Genomic DNA, 23,300 nt, shown 5'->3' on the forward strand with positions numbered 1-23,300 from the left:
GCCCGCCCGCCTGCTCTCTGATCCTTGCTCCTTGCTCCTCGCTGCCCGGTGCGCGCTCCGTGACGGGTTCTATGCCCCGCGTTTCTTATGCGCCGCCGGGCAGCGGTGCTTCCGGATGCACCAGCCTGGCCTGACGCAGTTCGTGCCAGAAGTCGGCCGGCACTTTCTCATTCAGCGCGGCGCGATCCTCGGCGAGGCGGCTCGGCTGGCTCGCCCCCGGGATGACGGCGGCGACGGCCGGATTCGCGAGCGAGAACTGCAACCCCGCCGCCTTCATGCTGATGCCGTGACGGTCGGCGATCGCCTTGATGCGGGCGACCTTGTCGAGGATGGCCGGCGTCGCGGGCGCGTACTCGAAGTTGGGACCACCGACCAGCGCGCCCGAGCTATACGGCCCGCCGACGACGATGCCCAGCCCCTGGGCGGTGACTTCCGGCATCACGCGCTGCAACGCGCGATCGTGATCGAGCAGCGTGTAGCGGCCGGCAAGCAGGAAGCCGTCGGGGCGCGCGCCGTCGAGCGCCATGACCAGTTCGATCGGCTCGACGCGGTTGACGCCCAGCCCCCAGGCCTTGATCACGCCCTCGTCGCGCAGCCGGTCGAGCGCCTTGAAGGCGCCCTTGCGCGCGCCTTCGAACACGCCCAGCCATTCGTCGCCATAGAAGTCCTGCGCGACGTCGTGCACCCAGACGATCTCGATGCGGTCGGTCTTCAGCCGCTTGAGGCTGTCCTCGATCGAGCGCAGCGTCGCGTCCTCGGAGTAGTCGTTGACGATCCTGTTGGGGCGGCCGTACTTGAAGACGTCGCCCTTCTCGCCGTTGTCGCGGGCGCTGACGTCCTCGACCTCGTCGAGGATCAGGCGGCCGACCTTGGTGCTGATGACGTACTCGTCGCGCGGGCGCCCGGCCAACGCGTCGCCCATGCGGATCTCGGCGAGGCCGGCGCCGTAGAACGGTGCGTTGTCGAAGTAGCGGATGCCGTCGTTCCAGGCGGCGTCGACGGTGGCGCGGGCTTCGGCCTCGGGGATGTCGCGGAACATGTTGCCCAGCGGGGCGGTGCCGAATCCCAGCTTGCCGGGAAGCAGGTCTTTCAGAGCCATGGGAAGTCCTTTCGGGAAGAGTGGCTTGTTCCCAATCTAGAGGCTGAACGGCGATTCATGAAATTGAATCGGTGAACTGCGGATATTTCCGGAGCGCATACCCATCCGTCAATTGCACGGAAGGGCTAGCGGCCGCCCCGCAGGGCCACATCCTCCAGCCCGATCACCAGACGGCGCCCGAGCAACTGCACCGCCTCTGCGATGCGTGGCAACTTGGACGAGTGATGCGGGTCGAGCAACCGCCGCACCTCCTTTTCGTCAACACCGAGTCGGCGCGCCAGTTGGACCTTGGAAACGCTCGCGGACTGCATGGCCGCGTGCAAGGCGGCTTTGGCCACGGTTTCCGGCGGCGGGGACACCAGATGTTCTCGTCGGCGTGCTCGTGTGGGTGTCGGAAACGCGATGCCGTCTGACATGTAGAGCGCAAAGACCTCATCCATGGCGTCGCTCGCTTCGCTCAACGCATGATCCAGGTCTTCACCTTGGGTGATCAGCGCAGGCAGATCGCGGCAGGTCACGACGAACCCTCCTTCCGAGGCAGGCTCCAGATGCACTGCGTACTCGAATCGTTCCATGGTTCTCTCCTTTAGAGCTCAGTGACGCGAATGCCGAGTTGCGTACACATCGCGTGCAGCGTTCCTGTCTTCAACTCGTCTTTCGGGTTGCGGACAACGGTGTAGGCCTCCCCGAAATGCAGCAGTTGATGGCTCCCTTTTCCGCGCTTCGAATTCAACTGGACACTCACGCCGCGCGCGCGGCCAAGCGCCCTGATTCGCCTGATGAAGTCGTTGCCAGTCATGCAACGAACTTTCGGACAATTATGTCCGATTCATCAATGACTGCAAATCGTCGATTTCAGCCAATCGCCTACTGCAAGCAGTTTCGGATTTGCAGATCGAAGCGGCTTGAAATTGAAGGGGTCAACCCAGGTCGTCCGTCAGCGACGCGATCAGCGCGATCACCCCCGGCTGCTCCAACGCCTGCCCCGAATGGCAGAGCATCAGCGTGCGGCGCGCCCACGGCTCGTCGAGGCGGGCGATCCTGACGTCGTCCGTTTTCCCGCGTTCCGCCGCGCTGCGCGACATCACGGCCACGCCCGCGCCGGCTTCGACCAGCCGCGCGACCGCCTCGAAGCTCGACACGCGCACGCGGTGATGCGGCACGCGGCCGCTGCGCGCGGCCTGCGCCAGCAGGTAGCGGCTCAGGCCGCTGTCGGCGCCGAGACCGACGAAGGGCTGATCCAGCAGCTCGATGAAACGCACGCTCTTCGGCGCCCGCCCCCGCTTCACCGCGGGCAGCAGCGCGACCAGTTCGTCCTCCACCCAGGGCTGCGAGGTGAGGCCCGTCGTGTCGACGTGGTTCGTCACGATCGCGACGTCGGCGATGCCCTCGCGCAAGGCCTGCAGCGCGGCGTCGCTGGGCATCTCCTGCAGTTCGACGTCGATGTCCGGATGGTCCGCGAGGAAGCGGCCGAGCCGGGGCGGCAGCGCCTCGACCACCGCGGCCGTGTTGCCGAGCAGGCGCACCGTGCCGCGCAGCCCGCGGCCGAAGGCCGACATCTCGACATGCAGCGAATCCAGCTCCGACAGCACCCGGCGGGCCTGGCGCGAGAGCGCCCTGCCCGCATCGGTCGCGACGACGCCGGCCTTGGAACGATCCAGCAGCCGCACGCCGACCCGGTGCTCGAGCCCCTTCAGGCGCGCGCTCGCGGCCGCGAGCGACAGGCTCATCGCCGCCGCGCCGGCCGTGATCGAGCCATGCGCGACGACCGCCTCGAACAGCTGCAGGTCGAAGGGATCGACGCGGTAGTCGATCGGGCGGGCGGTGGAACGCATTGCGGTCATCAAGGCCATCCTCTCGCGAATCCTCTTGCGGACGCGAAGGATATCCGCCGCACATCGAGATCGACAGTCGTCGGGCACGCCTCGAAGATGCGCCGCATGGATTCCACTTCCTTCGCGGCGCTCGCGCCCTGGCTCGGCATCGGGTTCGTCTTCATCCTGGCCGGCGGCGTCAAGGGCGTCACCGGCATGGGACTGCCGACGGTCGCCATGAGCCTGCTCGGCCTGTGGATGGCCCCGGCGCAGGCCGCGGCGCTGCTAGTGATGCCGTCCCTCGTCACGAACATCGCGCAGTGCCAGGGCCCGGCCTGGCGCCGCATCGTCACGATGTTGTGGCCGGTGTGGCTGGGCATGGCCGTCTCCACCGTCTGGGGACCGGACCTCAGCATGATTGCGCCCATCGACGCGCGGCTCGCCCTGGGCGTGATCCTCGTCGTCTACGGCCTGTGGGGACTGTGGAAACCCGTCGTTCCGCAGGTCTCGCCGCACGCGTGGTGGATCGGCCTCGCCGCCGGACTGGCGACCGGCTTCGTCACCGCCTCGACCGCCGTCTTCGCGTTGCCGCTGGTGCCCTACCTCCAGGCGCTCCGCCTGGACAAGGACACGATGATCCAGGCGCTCGGCCTGTCCTTCACCGTCGCGACGCTGTCGCTGGCCGCGCGGCTGCATTCCTTCGAGAGCGGATCGGTGTTGACCGTGTCCTCGCTGCTGGCGCTCGCCGCGGCCTTCGCCGGCCTGGGCGTCGGCGCCGCCGTGCGGGCGAGGATCAGCGCGACGACGTTCCAGCGCGCGCTGTTCGTCGTCTTCATCGTGCTCGGCGTCGCGAACCTGTGGCGGGGGCTATGAGCATCGATCCGCCCCGCGACGAGCGCTGCGAACTGGCCGCGCTGCTGGAGCGCGCCTACCGGCTCGCCCTGTGGCTGCACGACGCCGAACGCGTCGATCGCAGCGACGCGCCGGACGATCGGGGTACCTCGCCAGCGAGCTTCGCGGTTCACGTCGCATCGTCCGAACTCGTGGACGTACTCGACGAAGCCCGCGCGCGGCTGGTCGCCGGCGCGGGACACTCGATCGGTCGGACGATCAGCCCAGCCGGAACGCCGACGCCAGCTCGTTCATCCGCTCCGCCTGATCGTTGAGCGAGGCGGCCGACGCGGCGGCTTCCTCGACCAGCGCCGCGTTCTGCTGAACCATGCGCTCGACATCGGTGAAGGTCCCGCGCAGTTGCTGGAGGCTGACGGCTTCCTCGGCCACCTCGTGGGCGATCCGCTCGATCTCGGCGCTGACGGCGCCGATGCCGCGCTCGATGCCGGCGATGGCCGCGCCGGCCGCCTGCACCTCGGACTGTCCGCGCTCCACCCGCGCGACCGATTCGCCGATCAGCACCTTGACCTCGCCGGCCGCACCGGCGCTGCGCTTGGCCAGCTGGCGCACCTCGGCGGCGACGACCGCGAAGCCGCGGCCCTGCTCGCCCGCCCGCGCCGCCTCCACAGCCGCGTTCAGGGCGAGGATGTTGGTCTGGAACGCGATCATGTCGATCACCGAGACGATCTCCGACATGCGCCTGGAGCTCGCGCCGATCGAGTTCATCGTCTCCACGAAGCCCTGCACCATCCGGCCGCCGGCGGCGGCGCTCGCGCTGGCTTCATCGGCGAGCCCGCGCGTGCGGACCGAGGCCTGCGCCGTGCCGTCCAGCGTCTCCGACAGCCGCTGCACGTTGCTCGACGCCTCCTGCACGCGTGCCGCCGCGTGTTCGCTGCGCACGCTGAGGTCCTGGTTGCCGGAGGCGATCTCGTCGGCGGCGCCGTGGATCTCGCCCGACGCGACCTGCATCTGCGTCACCAGACCGCGCAGCCGGTCGCGCATCGAGCGGATCGCATCGAGCATCCGGCCCAGGTCGTCGTTCGTGTGCCACGAGGACTCGGCGGTGAGATCGCCTTGCGCGATGCGCTCGGTGAGCGTCTCCGCCTCATGGATCGGACGCCAGACGCCGAGCAGCGTGCGCCACAGCACCAGGCCCATCGCGATGAGCCCGCCGATCACGACGATCGTCGTCAACAGGAAACGCCGCGCGACGGCGGACTCGCTGTCGTCGAGCCGCTGCGCCAGCGTGTCCATCACGCGCGCGGAGAGCTCGGACTGCAGCACCGCGCCCTTCTTCAGCGTGGCGACCAGTTGATCGAGCGGATAGTTCACGTCCTTCGCCGACGCATCGAGCGCATCCAGCACCACCTGGCGCTGCCGGGCGACGCGTTGCAGCGTCTCGGCGTAGTCGGCCGCGTGCGGCGCATCCGCGACGGCCGCCTGTCGCAGCGCCGCGTTGAGCTGGCGCAGGTCCGCGCGGTAGCGCCCGGCGGCATTGCCGACCGCCGCGACGTCGTCCACCGCAGCCGCGGCGCCGATCGCGCCGAGCTCGGCCAACGTGTCCGTCAACTGCGGCGCGACCTGCAGCCCGGCCACGACGTTGAAGTAGGTCGCGCCGTCCTGTTGCATCAGCAGCCCGGACCGCGCGTTCAGTTGCGCGACGGCATCGAAGATTGCGTCGAACAGCGCCCGGTACTGCGGCGCCTGGACCTGGAGCATCTGGCTCACGCCCTTGGCGTGGAGCGCCTTGAACTGATCACGGACCTTCGTCGCTTCGTCGACCAGCGCATCGCCATGCCGCACGTCGTCGAGCTCGGCGAGCACGGCCTCGAAGTCCTTCTCGATCTTCGTGGCGGCGGCGTCGCGCGCGGCGGCCTGCTCGGGATGGCTGGAGGCGGTGGCCGAGGCCAGCCGGTGTTCGGAGAGATCCGCGATCACGCGTTGCCACGCCTGGTTGGCGGGCAGCGCGGCGCGCTGCGCCTTGACGGTGCGCAGGGCGTCGAGGAGGTTGAAGCCCAGCTGCGCGGTCGGCAGCAGGCAGACGGCGCCGCACAGGAGCGCGACGACGGCGAGACGATGTTTGAGAGACATGCGGCGGGACCTGGGGAGGCCGGTGCTGGGGAGGCGCCGCGAGTCTTGCAATGCTTCGTTACAGCTACGGGACAACCCGGAAGTCCGACCGCCAGGTTGCCGGGAAGCGGGGGTTTTTAACGCTCGATCGACACGGTCGGGCGCAGGCCGCCCGACGATGGAACGTCAATCAGACAACGTCGCGGCTCACGGCTGCATCGACACGTAGCCGATCTTGCAGTAGTCCCCGGTGCGCTGCGAATAGATGAGTACGGGCTTGTCCATGGCTCTCGCCATCATCAGCAAGGACACGTAGCTCTTGTAGCTCGGGTCGGAGCCGTTCACGTAGGCCCAGCTCGGGCCGCCGGTGCACATGGCCTGCCCCTCCAGGTAGACGCGGAATCCGAAGTTCTCGGAGGCCGTCACGTCCAGTGTTCTCACCTTGCCGACGGCGGAGCCGTCCCACGGTTGTGCGTTCGCGCAGAATGCGAGCGCGCCCAGGGCCATCACGGCCAGGAAGCGTTTCATGTCGAAGTCCTTCTGACTCGGGTCACTCAGTGACCAGCACCATCCAATAGAAGTCCGGCAACCAGACCCATTCCGGATAGGCTCCGCAAGAGGCGTAGGGCGCAGTCTTCGTCGCCACGCGGACATGCTTGCCGGTGAGCGCCGCCGTCATCAGTGTGGCGTAGATCACCTTGCAGGTCTCGGGCGTGATGCCCTGCGGCGACGTCGCGCGCAAGTTGCACAGGCGTGGCCAGCGCAAGTCGCCGATGCCCTGGGCGAGCACATCGCCGGTCGAGGCCTCGACCGAAGGTTGACGCACCGGGCCTTGACAATCGAATGCCTGCGCGGCCAACGGGTTCAGGACGAAGGCCGCGGCGGCCAGACCGGCCAGGACGCGATGGACGCGATGGACGCGATGGACGCGAGTGTTCATTGATTCCTCCCTGACTCCTTGTGGAGCTATTTTTTCTGCGGCGAGGATCATCCCACGGGGCGATGTCCGTTCGAAGTCTTGCGGACGGCGCGCTGTGTTCGAAAACGCCAATGGTTCCGTGCCGACGGCCTCGGTTCCGTCAATCCGCCATCTGGATGAAGTACGCGCTCGGCTGGTTCGTCCAGGCACCGATCTGCGAGCACGCGGTCAGCGCGGGATCGTTGTAGAAGATCGTGACCGGCTTGCCGGCGATCCGGTGCGCGAGCAAGGTGGCGTAGAAGCCCTTGCACGCCAGCGTATTGATCTGGAAGTTCCCCTGGACGGAGGAACTGCAGATGGTGTGGAGGTTGGCGCCGTTGGCGACCACCACAGCCCCGTTCTGGTCGTAGCCCAGATAGTTGATCTGGCCCGTGCAGGCGATGTTTGCGTGAGCGGTGAAGGTATGCGCGATGAGCGCTAAAGCGAGCAAGGTCTTCTTCATATCAAGGTCCTCCTGAGTATTTCTGTCACAGGCCTCACGGCCACGTCGACCGGATCACCGCCTGGCGCCGCGCGCCGGCAGCCTCGGCGCGAACCAGCGTCCAGCGCTGCACGGTCTCGCCCTCGTTGAGCGCGGTGGCGGCGACGACCGGTGGATCGGCCGGCGCGAGCATCGCCCACGCGCTGGCCACGGCGCTCAGGCCGAGCGCCCAGCGCAAGCCGGGACGCAGGCCCTTGGCCGGCGCGCCGGTGGCGGCCGCGGCGGTGGTGGTGGGAGTGCGCTTGAACATCAGCGCGCTTTCAGCGACGCGGCGTCGGCGCGGAGGCCGATGACGCGGAAGGAGCGGGCGAGCGGCCCGTCGTGGGAGCGGCGCTCGCAGCGGGAATGGGACGTGCCGGCGAAGCAGCCTTGACGGTCGATGCGGCGCTGGCGCTTGATGCGGTGGTGGTGCTCGATACGACGGCGGTGCTCGATGCGGCGGTGGCGGCGGTGGCGGCTGAAGCAGCGCCTGCAGCGGAAACGGCCACGGCGGTCGCGGCGGTCGACGAGGCGGCAATCGCTGTGGATGCCGAGACGACTGCGGCAGCGGACGGCTGGTCGGCCAGCGGTCGGCTCAGCCAGGTGGCAACGACGCGGGCTTCCAGGTCGCCGCCGGCGGGGGCGGCGGGGCGCCCTGCGTTCATGCCGTTCATCGTGTTCATCGGCGCGAAGCCGCCCGCCGGATTGGGGGCGGTACCGGGCGCGCGCCGCATCGAGATCTGCTGCAGCACGGCCTGCTGCGCATCGCGCGTGAGCAGCTCGGCCAGCACGGTCTTGATCGCGGCGTAGCTGCCGCGCAGGTTGACGTCCAGGCTCATGCGTCCGAGCGTGCTGGCGGTCGGCGCCTGCTGGGCGGTGGAGATCGCGGTGACGAGGACGGACTGCGACTCGGCCGCTTCGCGCAGGTGCGTGACGGCGCGCGCGGACGACTGCGTCAGCGGCAGGCGCGCGGCGAACGGGGAGACGTCGGCGGCCGGCGCGGCAGCGGCCTTGCCGCGCAGCGCGGCGAGTTCGGTGCGGGTGGCCTGCTCATGCGCGAGGGAGAGGTGCTCGGCTTGGCGCGCGGCGACGAGCAGCGCTCCAGCGATCAGCGGCGGCACGAGCGCGACGACGACCCACACGGCGGTCGGCGCGCGGGAGAGGCGTTGCTTGAGCGTGGCGGGATCCGTGAGCGCCCGCCAGTCGATGGCGGTCAGGCGCATGACGAGATCGATGGTGGGGCGGGACGGAGGAATCCGGCCGGAACTGCTGCCGAATGCATGACGGGTTCCGGGCTAGCCGAACGGCTTCGCGACACGCGCAGCGCGCCGCTGCGCGTCCGATACGCGCACGACAGAAAACTTCATGTGACCCTCCCTGATCCGCGGTGCTGGGCGCGCCGCGCGGCCTGACTCTTCTTGCGGCCAGGGCGCGACTTTACCGTGTCGGCGTGTCGGTTGGATTTCCGGCGGGCGCGATGGAGGCTAGAGATTGCCCTAGGTCGGGCACACCGGCTTGAAGAGCCGCCGCCGGTCGCTCGGGGTCACTGGTTGATCAACATGAGGTTCTTCGCCTCGATGTAGTCGGTGCTGCAGTTGGTCGCCCAGAACTGGATGGTCTTGTTGTTGGCCATGGCGAACATCAAGGTGGCCAGCGCCCGGTTCACGACGCGGGCATCGCCACCGATCATGACGAAGTCCTTGCGGGCGCAGGTCATGGTCGTCTGGAACACGCCGACGTGCTTGATGTAGAGCCCCTCGGCCGCGTTGTTGAAGGTGTTGGCCTGCGCGAGCTCGTATTGCGCCAGGTCTTGCGGCCTCAGCGTGAGCCACTCGCCCGCATGCGCGGAGACGGCGGAGAAGAGCCCGAGTGCGACGAGCGCCGTCGAGAACACGGAGCGGATCGAAGTCATGACGAGCTTTCAGAAAGAAGGAACGGATGGCGCCTGCCGGAAGGACTCAGCGCTCGACGCTGAGCGTCCGGACGTAGGGAATCTTCATCGAGCCATCGCCCCAGACGTCCTGGCAGCCCGATACCCACGTCGACACCTTCTTCCCGCTGCCCATCGCGAAGAGCAGCGTGGCATACATGGTCTTGAATCGCGGATCGGCCTTGTCGATCAGGATCTGCGTCCGGTTGCCCGGCGTCGAGCAGCCTTCGGTGTTGTCGGCGCCACTCAGGTTCACGATGGCATGGCCGGTGTCGTGGAGGTTGATCGAGAGGACGTCGTAGAGCCCGTTGTTGCTCACTGCATGGGCGGAGATCGTGAAGCCTGCGAATGCCAGCGTTGCGATCGACGCGAACACCTTGATGGCTTTAGCCTTCATGTGTCCTCACTGCCCCATGATCCCGAGCGTCAGCGCCTTGGGAATGCGGACCCGCCCGTCGCCCCACAGATCGACGCAGCCGTCGACCCAGCCATTGAGCTTCTTGCCCGACGCGGCGGCGGCCAGCGCGGTCGCATACATGTACTTGAAACTCGGGTTGGTCTTCTCGATGAGCACGAGCTTCTCGTGACCGGCGGTCGCGCAGCCGTCGGAATGACCGACCGCGGCGTACTCGACCATCGCGTGGCCGGTGTCGTGCATGCCGACGCTCACCACGGTCTGCGGCAGGTTGCCGCCGGCGGCGAAGGCACAGGAGGTGGATGCGGCCAGCAGGCCGGTGGCAAGGAGTCGGAGGTGGCTCTTCATGTTCCAGGATCCAGTGAGCGTCAGTCGCCGGCCATGCCGATGGAGCCGATCAACTCGCTCCAACTCGGCGCTGCGCAGTTGACGTTGTCGCGTGCGTAGCGGATGACCACTTTCCGATTGGCCGTGTACGCAGCAATCGCCACTGCGATCGCCGGCTTGGCCAACGGCGGATTGGTCACCGCATCAATGGTGCCGTTGAGGTCGGAGACCGTACCAATGAAGAAGTTGCCGTTGATGTCGCTCCAGACCTTCGTCAATTTGACGGGCGGGCATTCGGTGTAGGCGTGGCTGCTCAGGGGCAGCAGGGCGACGAGCAAGGCGCCGGCGAGGTGTTTGAAGTTCATGGTCGTGGGCTCCCTCAAAATTTCATCGGCCGGCTTCGAAACCGAAGCTCTTGATCTCGCAGCGCACCGGCTGTCCGACGGTCTGGTAGTACAGCAGCATCTTTGCCGCGCCTGTTCGCGCCATCGAATACGTCGCCCAGAAGCGATTCATGTCGGACTTCGTAAAGCTGGGCGCGAAGACCATCTGACGGCCCGGGCACTCGGCCTCGGACGTGGCGTACCAGATCACCACCAGATCGTTCTCGTAGTTCTCGACGCGCCAGGTGACAGGGTCGGAGGTGATCTGGATCATGGCGGCGTGGGCGAGCGAGCTCAGGCCGCCGACTGCCAGCAAGGTGGCTCCCGATGCAGCCTTGATCAATTTGATGGACATTGAATTCCGCCTCTGTTCCTCATGGTTCCAACCCCACCCACATCAAGCTGCACCGCCCGCTGAACGCCCGCAATGCCGGGTCATCCGTGATGCGCAGACGCACGGCCTTCCCCTTCACGTGCGCGATCGTCAGCAACGTGAACATCCGCTGGCTCGCGTCCGTGGACTTGAGCGTGGTGATGTATTCGTTGCTGCAGGTCATGCCCGTCGGCAGCGTGAAGCCGCCGCGGATCTTGATTTCCATGTTGCCGGCCAGATGCCCGCCGCCGGCGACTTCCAGCACGCCGACGTTGTCGAGGAAGACGGGGCCGGTGTCACCCTCGGCCGCTTGCGCAGTTCCGGCCAGCGACATCAGAGCCAAGAGCCTCGCAGCGAATGCGGGACGGCCAAAACTCCAGCTCGATTTCATCTTTTCACTCCCATGGATCAGGACAGCACTTCCACCCACAACAGGCTGCAGCGGCCTGGAAACGCACGGAGCGACGGATCGTCGCTGAGCATCGGGCGTACCGCCTTGCCTTTGAGATGCGCCGCCGTCAGCAAGGCGAACACGCGCAGATCGCTATCCGTTTCCTTCAAGGTCGCGAGGTACGGGCTCTCGCATGTCACTCCGGCAGGAGGCGTGAAGCCCCCTCGGACCTTCACCTCCAGATTCCCAGGCAAGTGCCCCGTCGATCCAGGCTTTTGCTGCACGGAGACCGAATCCAGGTACACCGGCCCTATGTAGCCGTCCGCCGCCTGCGCTGACGCACCAGCCAACGTCGACATCACCATTGCCGTCGCGATGGCGCGGCCCATTCGTCCGATGACTTTCATTGCGTTCTCCCTCGTCAGGTGGGTTTGCTCAACGTAACATGCCGCGCCACGCAGAAGCCGTTGGCGGTTTCCAGCGGATCGATGTTGACGGTGACGTTCATCCCTTTGCCCAACGCCGACATCACGAAGGCCATCATCTGGATGTCACGCCCGACGAAGAGCACCTGGCCGTTCGAGAACTTCCCGCAGTTCTCGACCGCCGTGACGTTCTTCAGCGTGAACCAGAAGATCGGCGATGGCCAGCCCGGGATCGACGCCGCGTCGTGTGTGCGCATGAGATCGACCTGTCCGGTGACCGTCGCTTCGACCGCAACGGCCGGATTCGCAAGCGTCATTGCGACGACCGCCGCGCCTAGGATCAAGCGCGCACGCGCAAGCCAGCTCGTTGGCATGAGGACCCCTCTATGTGGAAAGTCGCACACGGACATCACGGCTGCACCGTCACCGACGTCAACGGGCACGACAGGGGATCGCCCCACGGACCACGCTTGTCGGTGTCGATGTCATAGATGAGCGTAATGGCGCTCTTCATCATCACGGCGGCCGCCAGCGTCTTGAAGAGCACCGCATCGTTGTCCGCGTACAGGTAGACGCTGGTGCAGCCGCTCTCCAGGCCCGGCGCATAGAGCATCTGCATCTTGCGTGCGCCGACAGTGACATGGGTGCTCGAGTGCGCGCGCAACTGCAGTGGCGCGCCGGCGGCGATCGTCGTCACCTTCTCGACAGCCCAGCTGCCAGTCGACAACACGGCCATGCATGCCACAACGATGCTTCTGAATCGAATCATTGGTGTCTTCCCTCGTGAGCGCGTTCCAGCGGGCGCTCTTCAGTTGTCGAATCGCAGCCGCCCGCCGGAACCGCGATCCGTCTTACTGGATCTCGCCGATGTAACCCGGAACCGGCGCCTCGCCATAGAGCGGCAGGGTTGCGCAGTTGCCCGTCGCCTCGCCGTAATAGAAGTTCATCATCACGTCGCGCTTCTTCGCCGACTGCAGCATGGCCGTCCACATCGCGCAGGTCGTCGTCGACACCCCTTTGTGGGTCCCGTTCAGGTTGCAGACCACGGTGTATTGATTCCGGGCGGAGTGCCAGAGATTGACATCACCGTTGGAATAGACGATCAGTCGCTGGACCTTCGCATCGCACTCGAACGCCGCGAACACCTGCACCGGCAGCACCGCTGCCATGACGAAGGCCATCAGCCTTGCCAGCTTCTTCATGGTTCCACTCCCTCAGTGAATCTCTTATGTTTTTCGACATCGCCCCGTTGTCGAGGTCGTGTCCGCAGGGCTCCCGCCATGCGCCGGGGCGCGACGTTACCGTCTTCACGCCGCCTTATCAATCCGTGCCCCCACCAAGGCACCGGCCTTCGCCCCTGACATCACCCGGTCACCGTCCCGCTTGCCAACGTCCTGCAACCGTCCCTTACACTCGCCCGCGCCCACCGACAACGCGATCCCCCTCATGAAGAGCACCAAGTCCGCCCGCACGCCCGCCAAGGTGACGCTGGGCATGGTTGCCGAAGTCAGCGGGGTCTCGCCGAGCACCGTCTCGCGCATCCTCAACGGCACCGCCGTCGTCAGCCAGGAAAAGAAGGACGCCGTCGACCGCGCGATCGCGGACCTCGGCTTCGTTCCGAACCCGATCGCCCGCGTGCTGGCCGGCGGACGCTCGCTGAGCGTGGGCGTGGTGACGCAGGCCATCGACAGCCCGTACTACGGCGTCGCGCTGCGGGGCATCGAGGAAGTCCTCGACGCCGCCGGCTACGTGCCCCTCTTCGCCAGCGGCCACTGGAACGCCAAGGAAGAGCAGCGCTGCATCGACACGCTGCGCGCGCGCCGCGTCGACGGGATCATCGTGCTCACCGGCCGGCTCAGCGACGAGTCGCTGCGCAAGCTCGCGAAGGAGCTTCCAGTCGTCGTCACCGGCCGGACGCTGAAGGCGACCAGCCTGTACTCCCTGAACTTCAACGACTTCGAGGGCGCGCGCCTCGCCACGCATCACCTGCTGACGCAGGGCCACCGCAAGATCGCGTTCATCACCGGCGACCCGGTCCACCCCGATGCGCAGGAACGCCTGAAGGGCTACCGCGCCGCGCTCGAAGCGGCCGGCGTGAAATACAAGCCGGCGCTGGTGCTGCCGGGTCTCTTCCACGAAGACAGCGGCGTGATGGCGGTCGAACGCCTGATCGACAGCCGCGAGCCCTTCACCGCGATCTTCGCGGCCAACGACCAGATGGCGTTCGGCGCGTCGCTGGCGCTGTACCGCCGCGGCCTGCGCGTGCCCGAGGACGTCTCCATCGTCGGCTTCGACGATCTGGCCGGCGCCGCGCACTGCATCCCGCCGCTCACCACGATCCACCAGGCCGGGCTTGAGCTCGGCCGCTGCGCCGCCCAGGCGCTGCTCGATCTGCTCGGCAACAAGAACCCCACCGCCCAGCTCCCCGAGCCGCGGCTGATCATCCGATCGTCCACCCGCTCCCTCTGACGCCAGAGCCTTCCCCGCCTCCCCGCAGTCCTCGGTGGCAAAACGGTCGAAGGACGGCAGTGATGGGGGACGGCATTGCTTGGGGTTCAGCCGCTTGCCGGCTGCGGCCCCATGCAATGGCGGCCAACGCTCTGTCCCAGGCAGTCAAGGCCCCTCCCTAGCGATAACCCTGGTACGGTCACGCTGTCTCGTTGGATATCATGAAAGCGCTTTCATAAACAGAACGAACTCGGAGACGGACAGCATGCGGCAGTGGGCCCGGTGGCTATCGGCATTGGCTTTGACCTTGGGCGTGGCCCAGGCGGGGTCAGGCGTTGCCGCGCAGACGTCCTCGCCCGTTGCGCCCGCGACGACGGCGACGTCCACGACGACCACGACCACGCTGACCGTCGCCGCCTTCCCCGCCATCGACGAGATCGTCCGCAGCGCGCTTCCCGCCTGGAGGGAGCTGCATCCCGACGTCGAGGTGAAGATCGTGAGCCGCGAGCTCAACGACCACCACACCGCGATGACGACGGCGCTGTCGACCGCCAAGGGTCTGCCGGACGTGATGGCGCTGGAGATCGGCTACCTCGGCCGCTTCGCGCAGGGCACCGGCCTCGAGGACCTCTCCGGCCCGCCCTACGACCTGAACCGCGACAAGGCGCGCTTCGTCGCCTATGCCTTCGACCAGGCGACGACGCCCAAGGGCGCGGTGCTCGCGGTCCCCACGGACATCGGCCCGGGCGCCTTGCTCTACCGCACCGACCTGCTGGCCAAGGCCGGGCTCAAGGAGTCCGACCTGACCACGAGCTGGGAAGGTTACGTCGCCGCCGGCGTGAAGATCAAGGCCGCGACCGGCGCCTACCTGATGGCCCATGCCCGCGACATGAAGGACATCCTGATCCGCACCGGCCTGGAGCCCGGCGAGGGCCTGTTCTTCGACAAGGACTCGCGCCCGCTGGTGAACACGCCGCGCTTCGTCCGCGCCTTCGAGCTCGCCCGCGCCGTGCGCCGCCAGCAGCTCGACGCCAAGGTCATCGCCTGGTCCTCCGACTGGTCCGAAGGCTTCAAGCGCGGCGGCATCGCCACGCAGATGTCCGGCGCCTGGCTGGCCGGTCACCTGAACACGTGGCTCGCGCCCAGCACCCGCGGCAAGTGGCGCTCGGCGCAACTGCCCGAGGGCGCCTTCGCGGCCTACGGCGGCACCTTCTTCGCCATCGCGCGCCACGGCGACGCGGCCCGCAAGCCGATGGCCTACGAGTTCATCCGCTTCATGACGATGAACCGCACGCAGCAGCTCGCGGCCTTCAAGGCCCAGGACGCCTTCCCCGCGCTGATCGACGCACAGACCGATCCCTTCTACGACCTGCCGCTGCCCTTCCTCGGCGGCCAGCGGGCCCGCCGCGACTGGCGCGAGGCCGCCGACCACATCCGCGCCTTCCCCGTGCACAAGCAGGACAACTTCGCCAAGGAAGTGATCGACACCGAACTCGACAAGGTGCTCGACCGCGGCAAGGACATCCCGACCGCCCTGGCCGACGCGCAGCGCCTGCTGCAACTGCGCGCGCACCGCTGACCCGGAACGACGACGATGAGCTTCCGCCTTCCACAAACCCTGCGCCTCTCGCCCCGCTACGCGCCCTACGCGCTGCTGGCGCCGTTCCTGCTGCTGTTCGTGGTCTTCGGGCTGTTCCCGCTGCTGTTCTCGCTGTACCTCGCATTCCACAGCTGGGAACCGACCAGCGGCCTGGGCGCGATGCACTGGGTCGGTCTCGACAACTTCGCCTTCGCGCTGCAGGACGAATGGTTCTGGAAGTCGCTGCGCAACACCGGCTGGCTCGCGATCGCCTCGGGCGTGCCGCAGCATCTGGTCGCGATCCCGCTCGCCACCTTCCTGCACCTGGCCTTCAAGCGCTGGCGCAACCCGATGGTCGGCGCGTACTTCCTGCCGTACATCACCTCGTCGGTCGCGATCGCGATCCTGTTCAGCTCGTTGTTCTCGACCGACTACGGCCTGATCAACCTCGCCATCGCGACGCTGCGCGAGGTCCCGCTGCTCGGCCATCTGGTGCCGCAGGCCGCCGTCGACTGGCTCAACGACCCCGACGCGCTCAAGCCCGCGATCTCGATGATCGTGTTCTGGCGCTACGTCGGCTTCAACGTCGTGCTCTACCTGGCCGCGCTGCAGACCATCCCGCCCGATCTCTACGAGGCCGCGACCATGGACGGCGCCAGCCGCCTGCAGCAGTTCTTCCACATCACGCTGCCCAGCCTGCGGCCGATGATCTTCTTCGGCGTGACGCTGAGCGTCATCGGCGGGCTGCAGCTGTTCGAGGAGCCCTTCATCCTCACCGGCGGCAAGGGCGGCTCCGACCAGGCCGGCATGAGTGCGGCCGTCTACCTCTACCGCAACGCGTTCGACTTCAACGACTTCGGCGCCGCCAGCGCGATGTCGTGGTTGCTGTTCCTCGTCGTGGCGGCGCTGACGTGGCTCACCAACCGTGCGTTCCGGCGCAAGGACGACTGAGGGCCGACCGGAGCAAACGCCATGAGCACCACGATGCACGCCCCCCTCGACGCCGCCGCGCCCCACGCCGCGCAGCCGCCGCGCATGACCGCCTGGGCCGCCTACCTGCTGGTGGGCGCCGGCGCGCTGATCATGCTGGCGCCGTTCTATTTCATGTTCGTCTTCGCGACGCACTCGCGCACCGAGATCTTCAGCCTGCCGCCGCCGATGTGGTTCGGCGACGACTTCCTCGCCAACGTCGACATCCTCACCAAGCGCCTGCCCTTCTGGCGCAACCTGGGCCTGAGCCTGTACGTGGGCATCTGCAACACCGGCCTGACGCTGCTGTTCTGCTCGATGGGCGGCTACGCCTTCGCGATGTACGAGTTCCGCTTCAAGAAGGCGCTCTTCGGGCTGGTCATGGGCACGATGCTGCTGCCCAGCTTCATGAACATGATCCCGAGCTTCATGATCATGGACCTGCTCGGCTGGATCGATCAGCCGCGCGCGCTCTACATCCCCGGCGCGGCCAGCGCCTTCGGCATCTTCCTGATGCGCCAGTTCATCGGCTCCGCCGTGCCGCGCGAGCTGGTCGAGGCCGCGCGCATGGACGGCTGCGGGGAGCTGGGCATCTACGCCCGCATCGTGCTGCCGCTGCTCAAGCCGGCGCTGGGCACGCTGGGGCTGATCACCTTCATCTCCTCCTGGAACAACTTCATCGGGCCGCTGGTCGTCATGCGCTCGCCCGACATGTACACGCTGCCGCTGGCGCTGCGATCGCTGCAGAGCCCGGTGGACACCGAATGGGGCGCGCTGATGGCCGGATCCGCCATCGCGACGCTGCCGTTGATCGTGCTCTTCGTCCTGTGCTCGCGGCAGCTCATCTCGGGCCTGACCGTCGGCGCGGTGAAGTGACGCCCGACGCCTGCGCCTCTCCTCCAACGCATCACAAAGCCTGCATCGATGTCATCTGCCACTCCCGTCTCGTCCGCCGCATCGACCGCAGGGTCGACTGCAGTGCCGACCGCCGCCTCGTCCGCGCTGCCGACGGCCGCCGCCAAGGACTTCCCCGCCGACTTCGTCTGGGGCGTCGCCACGAGCGCCTTCCAGATCGAGGGCGCGCACGACGCCGACGGCAAGGGGCCGTCGATCTGGGACACCTTCTGCCGCCAGCCCGGCGTGATCGCCGACGGCAGCAACGGCGACGTCGCCTGCGAGCACTACACGCGCTGGGAAGAGGACCTGGACCTGATCCAGCGCCTGGGCGTCGATGCCTACCGCTTCTCGGTGTCCTGGCCGCGCGTGATGCCCACCGGGCAAGGCGACTGGAACGAGGCCGGCCTCGCGTTCTACGAGAAGCTCGTCGACGGCCTGCTCGCCCGCGGCATGAAGCCCTACCTGACGCTCAACCACTGGGACCTGCCGCAGGCGCTGCAGGACATCGGCGGCTGGGGCAACCGCGTCACCGTCGAGCGTTTCGTCGAGTACGCCGTCGGCATCGCGAAGCGGCTCGGCGACAAGGTCGTCTCCATCGCCACGCACAACGAGCCCTGGGTCGTCGCGCAGCTGGGCCATGAGTCCGGCGTCTTCGCGCCCGGCCTGAAGGACCGCAAGATCGCCGCGCAGGTCTCGCATCACCTGCTGCTCAGTCACGGCCTCGCGGTCACCGCGATGCGAGCCCTCAACGTGAAGGCCGCGCTCGGCATCGTGCTGAACATGGCGCCGATGTACCCGGCCACCGAGTCGGACGCGGACCGGATCGCGGCCCGACTGGAAGACGGCAAGCTGCGCCGCTGGTACATGGACCCGCTCTTCGAGGGCCGGTATCCGCAGGACGTGCTGGACCACCTCGGCCACGACGCGCCTTACATCGAGGCCGGCGACATGGCAAAGATCCAGGTGCCCATCGACTTCGTGGGCATCAACTACTACTCGCGCGGTCTGATCAGCGCGGCCGGTCCGGTCGACAGCAAGACCAGCGGCCTGGAGCTGACCGACATGGGCTGGGAGGTCTATCCGCAGGGGCTGACCGACCTGCTGGTGTCGATCAAGCGCGACTACCCCGGCGCCCGGCGCCTGTACGTGACGGAGAACGGCGGCGCCTTCCCCGATCCGGTCGGCGTCGACGGCCAGGTGCATGACGCCGACCGCACCCGCTACCTCGACACGCACATCGCCGCCGTCGGCGACGCGATCGCGCAGGGCGTGCCGATGGGCGGCTACATGGTGTGGAGCCTGCTGGACAACTTCGAATGGGCGTCCGGCTACGCGAAACGATTCGGCATCGTGCACGTCGACTACGCGACGCAGCAGCGCACCCCGAAGGACAGCGCGCTCGCCTACCGCGATTTTGTTTTGCAACGGCGCGCCGCGCGCCAGGGCTGATCGGGAGACCGTCATGGGACAAGTCACGCTGCGCGGCATCCGCAAGCGCTACGGTGATCACGAGGTGATCCAGGGCATCGATCTCGACGTCCGGGACGGCGAGTTCATGGTCTTCGTCGGCCCGTCGGGCTGCGGCAAGAGCACGACGCTGCGCATGATCGCGGGCCTGGAAGACATCAGCGCCGGCGACCTGCTGATCGACGGGAACCGCGCCAATGACCTGCGCCCCGCCGACCGCGGCGCGGCGATGGTGTTCCAGAGCTATGCGCTCTACCCGCACATGACGGTCGCGGAGAACATGGGCTTCGCGCTGAAGATGGCCGGCGTCGGCCGCGCCGAGCGCGACGAGCAGGTGCGCCGCACCGCCGAGATCCTGCGCATCACCGACCTGCTGCAGCGCACGCCCAAGCAGCTGTCCGGCGGCCAGCGCCAGCGCGTGGCCATCGGCCGCGCGATCGTGCGCAAGCCCAAGGTCTTCCTGTTCGACGAGCCCTTGTCCAACCTCGACGCCGCGCTGCGCGTGGACATGCGCATCGAGCTGACGCGGCTGCACCAGCAGCTCGGCACGACCATGATCTACGTCACCCACGACCAAGTCGAGGCGATGACGATGGGCGACCGCATCGCCGTGTTCAACAAGGGCCGCATCGAGCAGCTCGGCGCGCCGATGGACCTTTACCGCCGTCCGGCCAACGAGTTCGTCGCCGGCTTCCTCGGCGCGCCGAAGATCAACTTCATCGAACGCCCGACGGCCAACGCGCCCGGCGCGGCACGACGCCTGTGGGATTCGCTCGGCGGCGCGTCGCGACCCGCGGCGCAGCGCCTGGGGCTGCGGCCCGAGCACCTGCTTCTGGGGACAAGCAACGACGAGGGCGCCGTGCCCGCGACCGTCGTGCTCGCCGAGCACCTGGGCGACACCTCGATCCTGCACCTGCGCGTCGACGGCATCGCCGACCTGCTCACCGCCAAGCTCCCCGCGGGCGCGGCGTCGCTGCATGACGGCGACACCGTCCGCCTGATCGCCACCGCCGACCACGCACTGGCTTTCGACGCCGAGGCGCGGGCCCTCGAGCCGCGCGTTCCGGTGCCGGCCGCGGCCTGAGCCGCCACGCTCCCGGCAGTCCCGATGCGGGACTGCCCCGGCCCGCCTCCCTGCGCGGAGGCCGGCCCCGATCCCCGCAGTACCCCCGCGCCCGTGTGGCGCGAACCCCTCGCTAGGGAAAGTCAGTAGAGGTCCCGTGGCTGAAGCAGATAAATTCTGAAAGCGCTTTCAAAGTTACCGCCGAATACACGGATCCAGCTTGCCCTGCAGACAATCGGGCCCGCCATCGCATGGGGGTCATGGTCAAGACTGAGAGATAACAAGGAGACAAGATGAAGCACGTCCACCCCACCCGACTGCGGCAGGTCCGCGGACCGCGGCGCCAGCCCGTGGCGGCCGCCTGCGCCCTGTTGTTCATCGCCGCCGCGGCCCATGCGCAGCAGGCGCCGGCGGCGCCCGAGGCGGCCGCCTCCGAGGCGCAGCGCAAGGCCGACGCGACGATCGACACCGTCGTCGTCACCGGCATCCGGCAGTCGCTGGACACCTCGCTGAACCTCAAGCGCCAGCAGCGCGGCGTGGTCGACGGCATCGTCGCGGAGGACATCGGCAAGTTCCCCGACACCAACCTGGCCGAATCGATGCAGCGCATCTCGGGCGTGTCGATCGACCGCTCGATGGGCGAAGGCTCCAAGGTCACCGTGCGCGGCGTCGGCCCCGACTTCAACCTGGTGCTGCTCAACGGCCGCCAGATGCCGGCGTCGACGCTGGCGGACACGGGTCCGTCGAACTCGCGCGCCTTCGACTTCGCCAACCTGGCCACGGAATCGATCGCCGCGCTGGAGGTCTACAAGACCAGCCGCGCCAGCGCCCCGACCGGCGGCATCGGCGCGACGATCAACATCAAGACCGCCCGTCCGCTGGACACGAAGAAGACCATCGCCAGCATCGGCGTCAAGGCCGTGCATGACGGCGGCAACTCGCGCCTGCCGGACAACATCAAGGGCGACAGCGTGACGCCCGAGGTGTCGGGCATCTACAGCACGACCTTCGGCGAGGGCATGTTCGGCGTGTCCGTCTCCGGCAGCTACCAGAAGCGCGACGCCGGCTACAACAGCGCCGGCGTGCCCAACGGCTGGCTGCCGTTCAAGGGCGACGAGACGGGCAACGGCGCGATCCCGCTGCCGGGCGCGCCGGGGTCGGAGCGCATCACCAACCGTCCCGGTCCCAATGACGTCTACTCGCTGCCGCAGAACGTCAACTACAACATGAACGGCATCCGCCGTGAGCGCACGAACGGGCAGGTGACCTTCCAGTTCGCGCCGACCAAGTCGCTGACGACGACGCTGGACTACACGGCCTCGCAGAACAAGGTGCACACGCGCCGCAACGACCTGTCGGCGTGGTTCAGCTTCGGCCCGTCGTCGAGCTCGTGGACCGGCGGCCCGGTGTCCGGCCCGCTCAACTACACCGAGCTGATCGCGGGCGGCGACGCCGACCTGTCCATGGGCGGCGCGGACTTCGCCACCAAGAACGACAACAAGTCGCTGGGCTTCAACCTCGACTGGAAGGCGACCGACAAGCTGCGCTTCGAATTCGACGCGCACAAGTCCACCGCCAAGTCGGGCGCCGACAGCCCCTGGGGCAGCAACAACGTGATCGGCACGGCCAGCTTCAACCGCGGCCAGACCGGCGTCGACTTCAGCCAGGACCTGCCGATCCTGATGATGCCGACGACGACGCGCAACGCGGCGCTGCAGCAGGTGACGGGCTCGTCCTTCCGCAACAGCTACATGAAGGCGGAAGTCGACCAGCAGCAGATTCGCGGCAGCTGGAACATCTCCGACGAATCGAAGCTGGACTTCGGCGTCGGCCTGACCAAGGCGAAGAACCGCTCGGCCTACTCCAACGTCCAGCTGGACAACTGGGGCGGCGTGGCCAACGGCCCGGCCAACTATCCGGACAACGTGTGGATCCCGCAGGACCTGCGCGACTTCTTCGGCAAGATCGGCGGCGTCGGCGACCCGCGCCTGTTCACGCAGTTCTACACCTTCGACTTCGGCACCATCCGCGACCTGGCGGCGAAGTCCTGGAGCGATCCGTCGAAGTACCTCGCGTCCAACGTCTTCTCGACCGACCGCCGCACGACGGAGAAGTCCAGCAGCGCCTACGCCGAGTACACCCGCGAGTGGGAACTGGGCGTGCCGATGAGCGCCACGGTCGGCATGCGCTACGAGAAGACCAAGGTCACCTCCAGCGCGCTCGTGCCGATCGCCACGGGCATCACCTGGGGCTCCAACAACGAGCTGACGGTGCTGAAGGGCGATCCGGGCTTCACGACGCTGGACGGCAAGTACAGCTACTGGCTGCCCAACATCGACTGGGAGGCCGACCTCACCGACAAGCTGAAGCTGCGCGCCAGCTTCGGCACGACCATCGGCCGTCCGGGCTGGGACGCCATCCAGGGCGGGCAGACGCTGAACGACCTGGCGCGCCTGAGCGGCGGTACCGGCTCGCAGGGCAACCCGGGGCTGAAGCCGCTGAAGTCGAAGAACTTCGACTTCTCGCTGGAGTACTACTACGCCCGGTCGAGCTACGTGGCGGCGGGTGTGTTCCGCAAGAACATCAGCAACTACATCGGCTCGACGCTGGAGAACGCGACCCCGTTCAACCTGCACACGCCGATCGGCGGCGCGTACTACAACGAGGCGTCGACCACCGGCGGTTGCGGCAGCGACATCACCTGCATCCGCGACTACATCCTCAACCGCTACAACGGCCAGCCGGGCGTGACCAAGACCGGCGACAGCAACGGGCATGCGCTGGGGACGATCGTCGGGCAGCCGGGCGATCCGATCGCCAACTTCCAGATCACGGTGCCGGCCAACACGCAGTCCAACAGCCTGAAGGGCTTCGAGCTGAACGTGCAGCACGCGTTCGGGAACTCGGGCTTCGGCGTCGCGGCCAACTACACGAAGGTCAAGTCGGGACTGAAGTACGACAACTCGAGCTTCGCGCAGCAGTACGCGCTGGTGGGCCTGAGCGACTCCGCCAACCTGGTGGGCTTCTACGAGGACGCGAGGTTCAGCGTGCGCGTGGCCTACAACTGGCGCGACAAGTTCCTGGCCGCGGTCAACGACGGCAACCAGCTGGGCCGCTCGGCGCCGATCTTCACGGAGCCGTACTCGCAGGTGGACATCAGCCTGGGCTACAACTTCAGCGAGAAGCTGAGCCTGCAGGCCGAGGTGATCAACGTCGGCGATTCGATCCTGCGCCAGCACGGTCGGACGACGGAGGAGGTCTACTCGGTCACGCAGACAGGTCGCCGCTATATGCTGGGACTCCGCTACAAGTTCTGAGCC

At 67.5% G+C, this 23,300-nt stretch carries 29 protein-coding genes; 9 read left to right on the forward strand and 20 right to left on the reverse strand.

The window, feature by feature from the left end; all coding sequences use genetic code 11:
• Positions 1-85 precede the first annotated feature (85 nt).
• The 4 genes from AC07PR_RS17650 to AC07PR_RS17665 form a co-directional block, all read right to left on the reverse strand.
• On the reverse strand, positions 86-1,099 hold the full coding sequence (locus AC07PR_RS17650; RefSeq protein ID WP_495136054.1) for an aldo/keto reductase: 1,014 nt from the start codon (positions 1,097-1,099) through the stop codon (positions 86-88).
• A 125-nt stretch (positions 1,100-1,224) separates the two neighbouring features.
• The gene (locus AC07PR_RS17655; protein ID WP_495136055.1) at positions 1,225-1,674 is read right to left on the reverse strand and encodes a type II toxin-antitoxin system HicB family antitoxin; all 450 of its coding nucleotides are present in this window, start codon (positions 1,672-1,674) and stop codon (positions 1,225-1,227) included.
• 11 nt (positions 1,675-1,685) lie between these two features.
• Positions 1,686-1,898, reverse strand: a complete 213-nt coding sequence (locus tag AC07PR_RS17660) for a type II toxin-antitoxin system HicA family toxin (RefSeq protein WP_495136056.1) — start codon at positions 1,896-1,898, stop codon at positions 1,686-1,688.
• A 121-nt stretch (positions 1,899-2,019) separates the two neighbouring features.
• A complete protein-coding gene (locus tag AC07PR_RS17665; RefSeq protein WP_495136057.1) occupies positions 2,020-2,943 on the reverse strand; it encodes a LysR substrate-binding domain-containing protein in 924 nt (307 codons plus the stop codon).
• A gap of 96 nt (positions 2,944-3,039) precedes the next feature.
• Here AC07PR_RS17665 and AC07PR_RS17670 point away from each other — a divergent pair, with 96 nt between their 5' ends.
• Together AC07PR_RS17670 and AC07PR_RS17675 are read left to right on the forward strand one after the other, a co-directional pair.
• On the forward strand, positions 3,040-3,786 hold the full coding sequence (locus AC07PR_RS17670; RefSeq protein ID WP_495136058.1) for a sulfite exporter TauE/SafE family protein: 747 nt from the start codon (positions 3,040-3,042) through the stop codon (positions 3,784-3,786).
• Positions 3,783-4,079 carry a hypothetical protein gene (locus AC07PR_RS17675; protein ID WP_495136059.1) on the forward strand — a complete coding sequence of 99 codons (297 nt, stop codon included), beginning with the start codon at positions 3,783-3,785 and terminating at the stop codon, positions 4,077-4,079. Before AC07PR_RS17670 ends, AC07PR_RS17675 begins: the two co-directional genes overlap by 4 nt.
• On the opposite strand, the gene AC07PR_RS17680 is transcribed toward AC07PR_RS17675, so the two are convergent.
• From AC07PR_RS17680 to AC07PR_RS17755, 16 genes are all read right to left on the reverse strand, one after another.
• Positions 4,024-5,895, reverse strand: a complete 1,872-nt coding sequence (locus AC07PR_RS17680) for a methyl-accepting chemotaxis protein (protein WP_495136060.1) — start codon at positions 5,893-5,895, stop codon at positions 4,024-4,026. The two genes, AC07PR_RS17675 and AC07PR_RS17680, sit on opposite strands and share 56 nt — an antisense overlap.
• Before the next feature lie 186 nt (positions 5,896-6,081).
• The gene (locus AC07PR_RS17685; RefSeq protein ID WP_377160419.1) at positions 6,082-6,402 is read right to left on the reverse strand and encodes a hypothetical protein; all 321 of its coding nucleotides are present in this window, start codon (positions 6,400-6,402) and stop codon (positions 6,082-6,084) included.
• Between the two features lie 22 nt (positions 6,403-6,424).
• Entirely contained in the window at positions 6,425-6,814 is a 390-nt protein-coding gene (locus AC07PR_RS17690; RefSeq protein WP_377160417.1) for a hypothetical protein, read from the reverse strand.
• A gap of 139 nt (positions 6,815-6,953) precedes the next feature.
• Positions 6,954-7,295, reverse strand: a complete 342-nt coding sequence (locus AC07PR_RS17695; protein ID WP_495136061.1) for a hypothetical protein — start codon at positions 7,293-7,295, stop codon at positions 6,954-6,956.
• Positions 7,296-7,329: 34 nt separating this feature from the next.
• Complete coding sequence (locus AC07PR_RS17700; RefSeq protein WP_495136062.1) at positions 7,330-7,584, reverse strand: hypothetical protein; 255 nt, start codon at positions 7,582-7,584, stop codon at positions 7,330-7,332.
• Between the two features lie 10 nt (positions 7,585-7,594).
• Complete coding sequence (locus AC07PR_RS17705) at positions 7,595-8,536, reverse strand: hypothetical protein (RefSeq protein WP_495136063.1); 942 nt, start codon at positions 8,534-8,536, stop codon at positions 7,595-7,597.
• A gap of 320 nt (positions 8,537-8,856) precedes the next feature.
• Positions 8,857-9,225 carry a hypothetical protein gene (locus AC07PR_RS17710; protein ID WP_495136064.1) on the reverse strand — a complete coding sequence of 123 codons (369 nt, stop codon included), beginning with the start codon at positions 9,223-9,225 and terminating at the stop codon, positions 8,857-8,859.
• A gap of 46 nt (positions 9,226-9,271) precedes the next feature.
• Positions 9,272-9,640, reverse strand: coding sequence for a hypothetical protein (locus AC07PR_RS17715; RefSeq protein ID WP_495136065.1), 369 nt, complete (start codon positions 9,638-9,640; stop codon positions 9,272-9,274).
• Between the two features lie 6 nt (positions 9,641-9,646).
• Positions 9,647-10,006: a hypothetical protein gene (locus AC07PR_RS17720; protein ID WP_495136066.1), complete on the reverse strand. Its 360-nt coding sequence runs from the start codon at positions 10,004-10,006 to the stop codon at positions 9,647-9,649.
• A gap of 20 nt (positions 10,007-10,026) precedes the next feature.
• A complete protein-coding gene (locus AC07PR_RS17725) occupies positions 10,027-10,350 on the reverse strand; it encodes a hypothetical protein (protein ID WP_495136067.1) in 324 nt (107 codons plus the stop codon).
• A 22-nt stretch (positions 10,351-10,372) separates the two neighbouring features.
• The gene (locus AC07PR_RS17730) at positions 10,373-10,723 is read right to left on the reverse strand and encodes a hypothetical protein (RefSeq protein ID WP_495136068.1); all 351 of its coding nucleotides are present in this window, start codon (positions 10,721-10,723) and stop codon (positions 10,373-10,375) included.
• 19 nt (positions 10,724-10,742) lie between these two features.
• Entirely contained in the window at positions 10,743-11,132 is a 390-nt protein-coding gene (locus tag AC07PR_RS17735) for a hypothetical protein (protein ID WP_377160382.1), read from the reverse strand.
• 17 nt (positions 11,133-11,149) lie between these two features.
• A complete protein-coding gene (locus tag AC07PR_RS17740; RefSeq protein WP_495136069.1) occupies positions 11,150-11,539 on the reverse strand; it encodes a hypothetical protein in 390 nt (129 codons plus the stop codon).
• A gap of 14 nt (positions 11,540-11,553) precedes the next feature.
• Positions 11,554-11,814, reverse strand: coding sequence for a hypothetical protein (locus AC07PR_RS17745; RefSeq protein WP_495136070.1), 261 nt, complete (start codon positions 11,812-11,814; stop codon positions 11,554-11,556).
• A gap of 152 nt (positions 11,815-11,966) precedes the next feature.
• On the reverse strand, positions 11,967-12,293 hold the full coding sequence (locus AC07PR_RS17750; RefSeq protein WP_495136071.1) for a hypothetical protein: 327 nt from the start codon (positions 12,291-12,293) through the stop codon (positions 11,967-11,969).
• A 115-nt stretch (positions 12,294-12,408) separates the two neighbouring features.
• Positions 12,409-12,759 (reverse strand): hypothetical protein, encoded by a 351-nt coding sequence (locus AC07PR_RS17755; protein ID WP_495136072.1) that lies wholly within the window; start codon positions 12,757-12,759, stop codon positions 12,409-12,411.
• Between the two features lie 244 nt (positions 12,760-13,003).
• On the opposite strand from AC07PR_RS17755, the gene AC07PR_RS17760 reads away from it, so the two are divergent.
• The 7 genes from AC07PR_RS17760 (at position 13,004) to AC07PR_RS17790 (ending at position 23,297) form a co-directional block, all read left to right on the forward strand.
• Positions 13,004-14,026, forward strand: coding sequence for a LacI family DNA-binding transcriptional regulator (locus AC07PR_RS17760; protein WP_483107775.1), 1,023 nt, complete (start codon positions 13,004-13,006; stop codon positions 14,024-14,026).
• Positions 14,027-14,300: 274 nt separating this feature from the next.
• On the forward strand, positions 14,301-15,584 hold the full coding sequence (locus tag AC07PR_RS17765; protein ID WP_495136073.1) for an extracellular solute-binding protein: 1,284 nt from the start codon (positions 14,301-14,303) through the stop codon (positions 15,582-15,584).
• A gap of 15 nt (positions 15,585-15,599) precedes the next feature.
• The gene (locus AC07PR_RS17770; RefSeq protein ID WP_483107777.1) at positions 15,600-16,535 is read left to right on the forward strand and encodes a carbohydrate ABC transporter permease; all 936 of its coding nucleotides are present in this window, start codon (positions 15,600-15,602) and stop codon (positions 16,533-16,535) included.
• A 21-nt stretch (positions 16,536-16,556) separates the two neighbouring features.
• Positions 16,557-17,429 carry a carbohydrate ABC transporter permease gene (locus AC07PR_RS17775; RefSeq protein WP_431100098.1) on the forward strand — a complete coding sequence of 291 codons (873 nt, stop codon included), beginning with the start codon at positions 16,557-16,559 and terminating at the stop codon, positions 17,427-17,429.
• Between the two features lie 48 nt (positions 17,430-17,477).
• Entirely contained in the window at positions 17,478-18,899 is a 1,422-nt protein-coding gene (locus AC07PR_RS17780; protein WP_495136074.1) for a GH1 family beta-glucosidase, read from the forward strand.
• A 13-nt stretch (positions 18,900-18,912) separates the two neighbouring features.
• Positions 18,913-20,001 (forward strand): ABC transporter ATP-binding protein, encoded by a 1,089-nt coding sequence (locus AC07PR_RS17785; protein ID WP_483107779.1) that lies wholly within the window; start codon positions 18,913-18,915, stop codon positions 19,999-20,001.
• A gap of 272 nt (positions 20,002-20,273) precedes the next feature.
• The gene (locus AC07PR_RS17790) at positions 20,274-23,297 is read left to right on the forward strand and encodes a TonB-dependent receptor (protein ID WP_495136075.1); all 3,024 of its coding nucleotides are present in this window, start codon (positions 20,274-20,276) and stop codon (positions 23,295-23,297) included.
• The last annotated feature ends 3 nt before the right edge of the window (positions 23,298-23,300 follow it).

Source organism: Roseateles sp. GW821-FHT09H11 (assembly GCF_059415845.1).

What these genes read in the sequence shown, in the direction of transcription:
- AC07PR_RS17735 (WP_377160382.1), bottom strand. Translation starts at nt 11,132, where the DNA reads ATGAAATCGAGCTGGAGTTTTGGCCGTCCCGCATTCGCTGCGAGGCTC.
- AC07PR_RS17655 (WP_495136055.1), bottom strand. Translation starts at nt 1,674, where the DNA reads ATGGAACGATTCGAGTACGCAGTGCATCTGGAGCCTGCCTCGGAAGGA.
- AC07PR_RS17695 (WP_495136061.1), bottom strand. Translation starts at nt 7,295, where the DNA reads ATGAAGAAGACCTTGCTCGCTTTAGCGCTCATCGCGCATACCTTCACC.
- AC07PR_RS17790 (WP_495136075.1), top strand. Translation starts at nt 20,274, where the DNA reads ATGAAGCACGTCCACCCCACCCGACTGCGGCAGGTCCGCGGACCGCGG.
- AC07PR_RS17725 (WP_495136067.1), bottom strand. Translation starts at nt 10,350, where the DNA reads ATGAACTTCAAACACCTCGCCGGCGCCTTGCTCGTCGCCCTGCTGCCC.
- AC07PR_RS17755 (WP_495136072.1), bottom strand. Translation starts at nt 12,759, where the DNA reads ATGAAGAAGCTGGCAAGGCTGATGGCCTTCGTCATGGCAGCGGTGCTG.
- AC07PR_RS17650 (WP_495136054.1), bottom strand. Translation starts at nt 1,099, where the DNA reads ATGGCTCTGAAAGACCTGCTTCCCGGCAAGCTGGGATTCGGCACCGCC.
- AC07PR_RS17740 (WP_495136069.1), bottom strand. Translation starts at nt 11,539, where the DNA reads ATGAAAGTCATCGGACGAATGGGCCGCGCCATCGCGACGGCAATGGTG.
- AC07PR_RS17700 (WP_495136062.1), bottom strand. Translation starts at nt 7,584, where the DNA reads ATGTTCAAGCGCACTCCCACCACCACCGCCGCGGCCGCCACCGGCGCG.
- AC07PR_RS17660 (WP_495136056.1), bottom strand. Translation starts at nt 1,898, where the DNA reads ATGACTGGCAACGACTTCATCAGGCGAATCAGGGCGCTTGGCCGCGCG.
- AC07PR_RS17745 (WP_495136070.1), bottom strand. Translation starts at nt 11,814, where the DNA reads ATGCGCACACACGACGCGGCGTCGATCCCGGGCTGGCCATCGCCGATC.
- AC07PR_RS17730 (WP_495136068.1), bottom strand. Translation starts at nt 10,723, where the DNA reads ATGTCCATCAAATTGATCAAGGCTGCATCGGGAGCCACCTTGCTGGCA.
- AC07PR_RS17750 (WP_495136071.1), bottom strand. Translation starts at nt 12,293, where the DNA reads ATGGCCGTGTTGTCGACTGGCAGCTGGGCTGTCGAGAAGGTGACGACG.
- AC07PR_RS17665 (WP_495136057.1), bottom strand. Translation starts at nt 2,943, where the DNA reads ATGACCGCAATGCGTTCCACCGCCCGCCCGATCGACTACCGCGTCGAT.
- AC07PR_RS17685 (WP_377160419.1), bottom strand. Translation starts at nt 6,402, where the DNA reads ATGAAACGCTTCCTGGCCGTGATGGCCCTGGGCGCGCTCGCATTCTGC.
- AC07PR_RS17720 (WP_495136066.1), bottom strand. Translation starts at nt 10,006, where the DNA reads ATGAAGAGCCACCTCCGACTCCTTGCCACCGGCCTGCTGGCCGCATCC.
- AC07PR_RS17705 (WP_495136063.1), bottom strand. Translation starts at nt 8,536, where the DNA reads ATGCGCCTGACCGCCATCGACTGGCGGGCGCTCACGGATCCCGCCACG.
- AC07PR_RS17670 (WP_495136058.1), top strand. Translation starts at nt 3,040, where the DNA reads ATGGATTCCACTTCCTTCGCGGCGCTCGCGCCCTGGCTCGGCATCGGG.
- AC07PR_RS17675 (WP_495136059.1), top strand. Translation starts at nt 3,783, where the DNA reads ATGAGCATCGATCCGCCCCGCGACGAGCGCTGCGAACTGGCCGCGCTG.
- AC07PR_RS17715 (WP_495136065.1), bottom strand. Translation starts at nt 9,640, where the DNA reads ATGAAGGCTAAAGCCATCAAGGTGTTCGCGTCGATCGCAACGCTGGCA.
- AC07PR_RS17785 (WP_483107779.1), top strand. Translation starts at nt 18,913, where the DNA reads ATGGGACAAGTCACGCTGCGCGGCATCCGCAAGCGCTACGGTGATCAC.
- AC07PR_RS17780 (WP_495136074.1), top strand. Translation starts at nt 17,478, where the DNA reads ATGTCATCTGCCACTCCCGTCTCGTCCGCCGCATCGACCGCAGGGTCG.
- AC07PR_RS17775 (WP_431100098.1), top strand. Translation starts at nt 16,557, where the DNA reads ATGAGCACCACGATGCACGCCCCCCTCGACGCCGCCGCGCCCCACGCC.
- AC07PR_RS17710 (WP_495136064.1), bottom strand. Translation starts at nt 9,225, where the DNA reads ATGACTTCGATCCGCTCCGTGTTCTCGACGGCGCTCGTCGCACTCGGG.
- AC07PR_RS17690 (WP_377160417.1), bottom strand. Translation starts at nt 6,814, where the DNA reads ATGAACACTCGCGTCCATCGCGTCCATCGCGTCCATCGCGTCCTGGCC.
- AC07PR_RS17760 (WP_483107775.1), top strand. Translation starts at nt 13,004, where the DNA reads ATGAAGAGCACCAAGTCCGCCCGCACGCCCGCCAAGGTGACGCTGGGC.
- AC07PR_RS17770 (WP_483107777.1), top strand. Translation starts at nt 15,600, where the DNA reads ATGAGCTTCCGCCTTCCACAAACCCTGCGCCTCTCGCCCCGCTACGCG.
- AC07PR_RS17680 (WP_495136060.1), bottom strand. Translation starts at nt 5,895, where the DNA reads ATGTCTCTCAAACATCGTCTCGCCGTCGTCGCGCTCCTGTGCGGCGCC.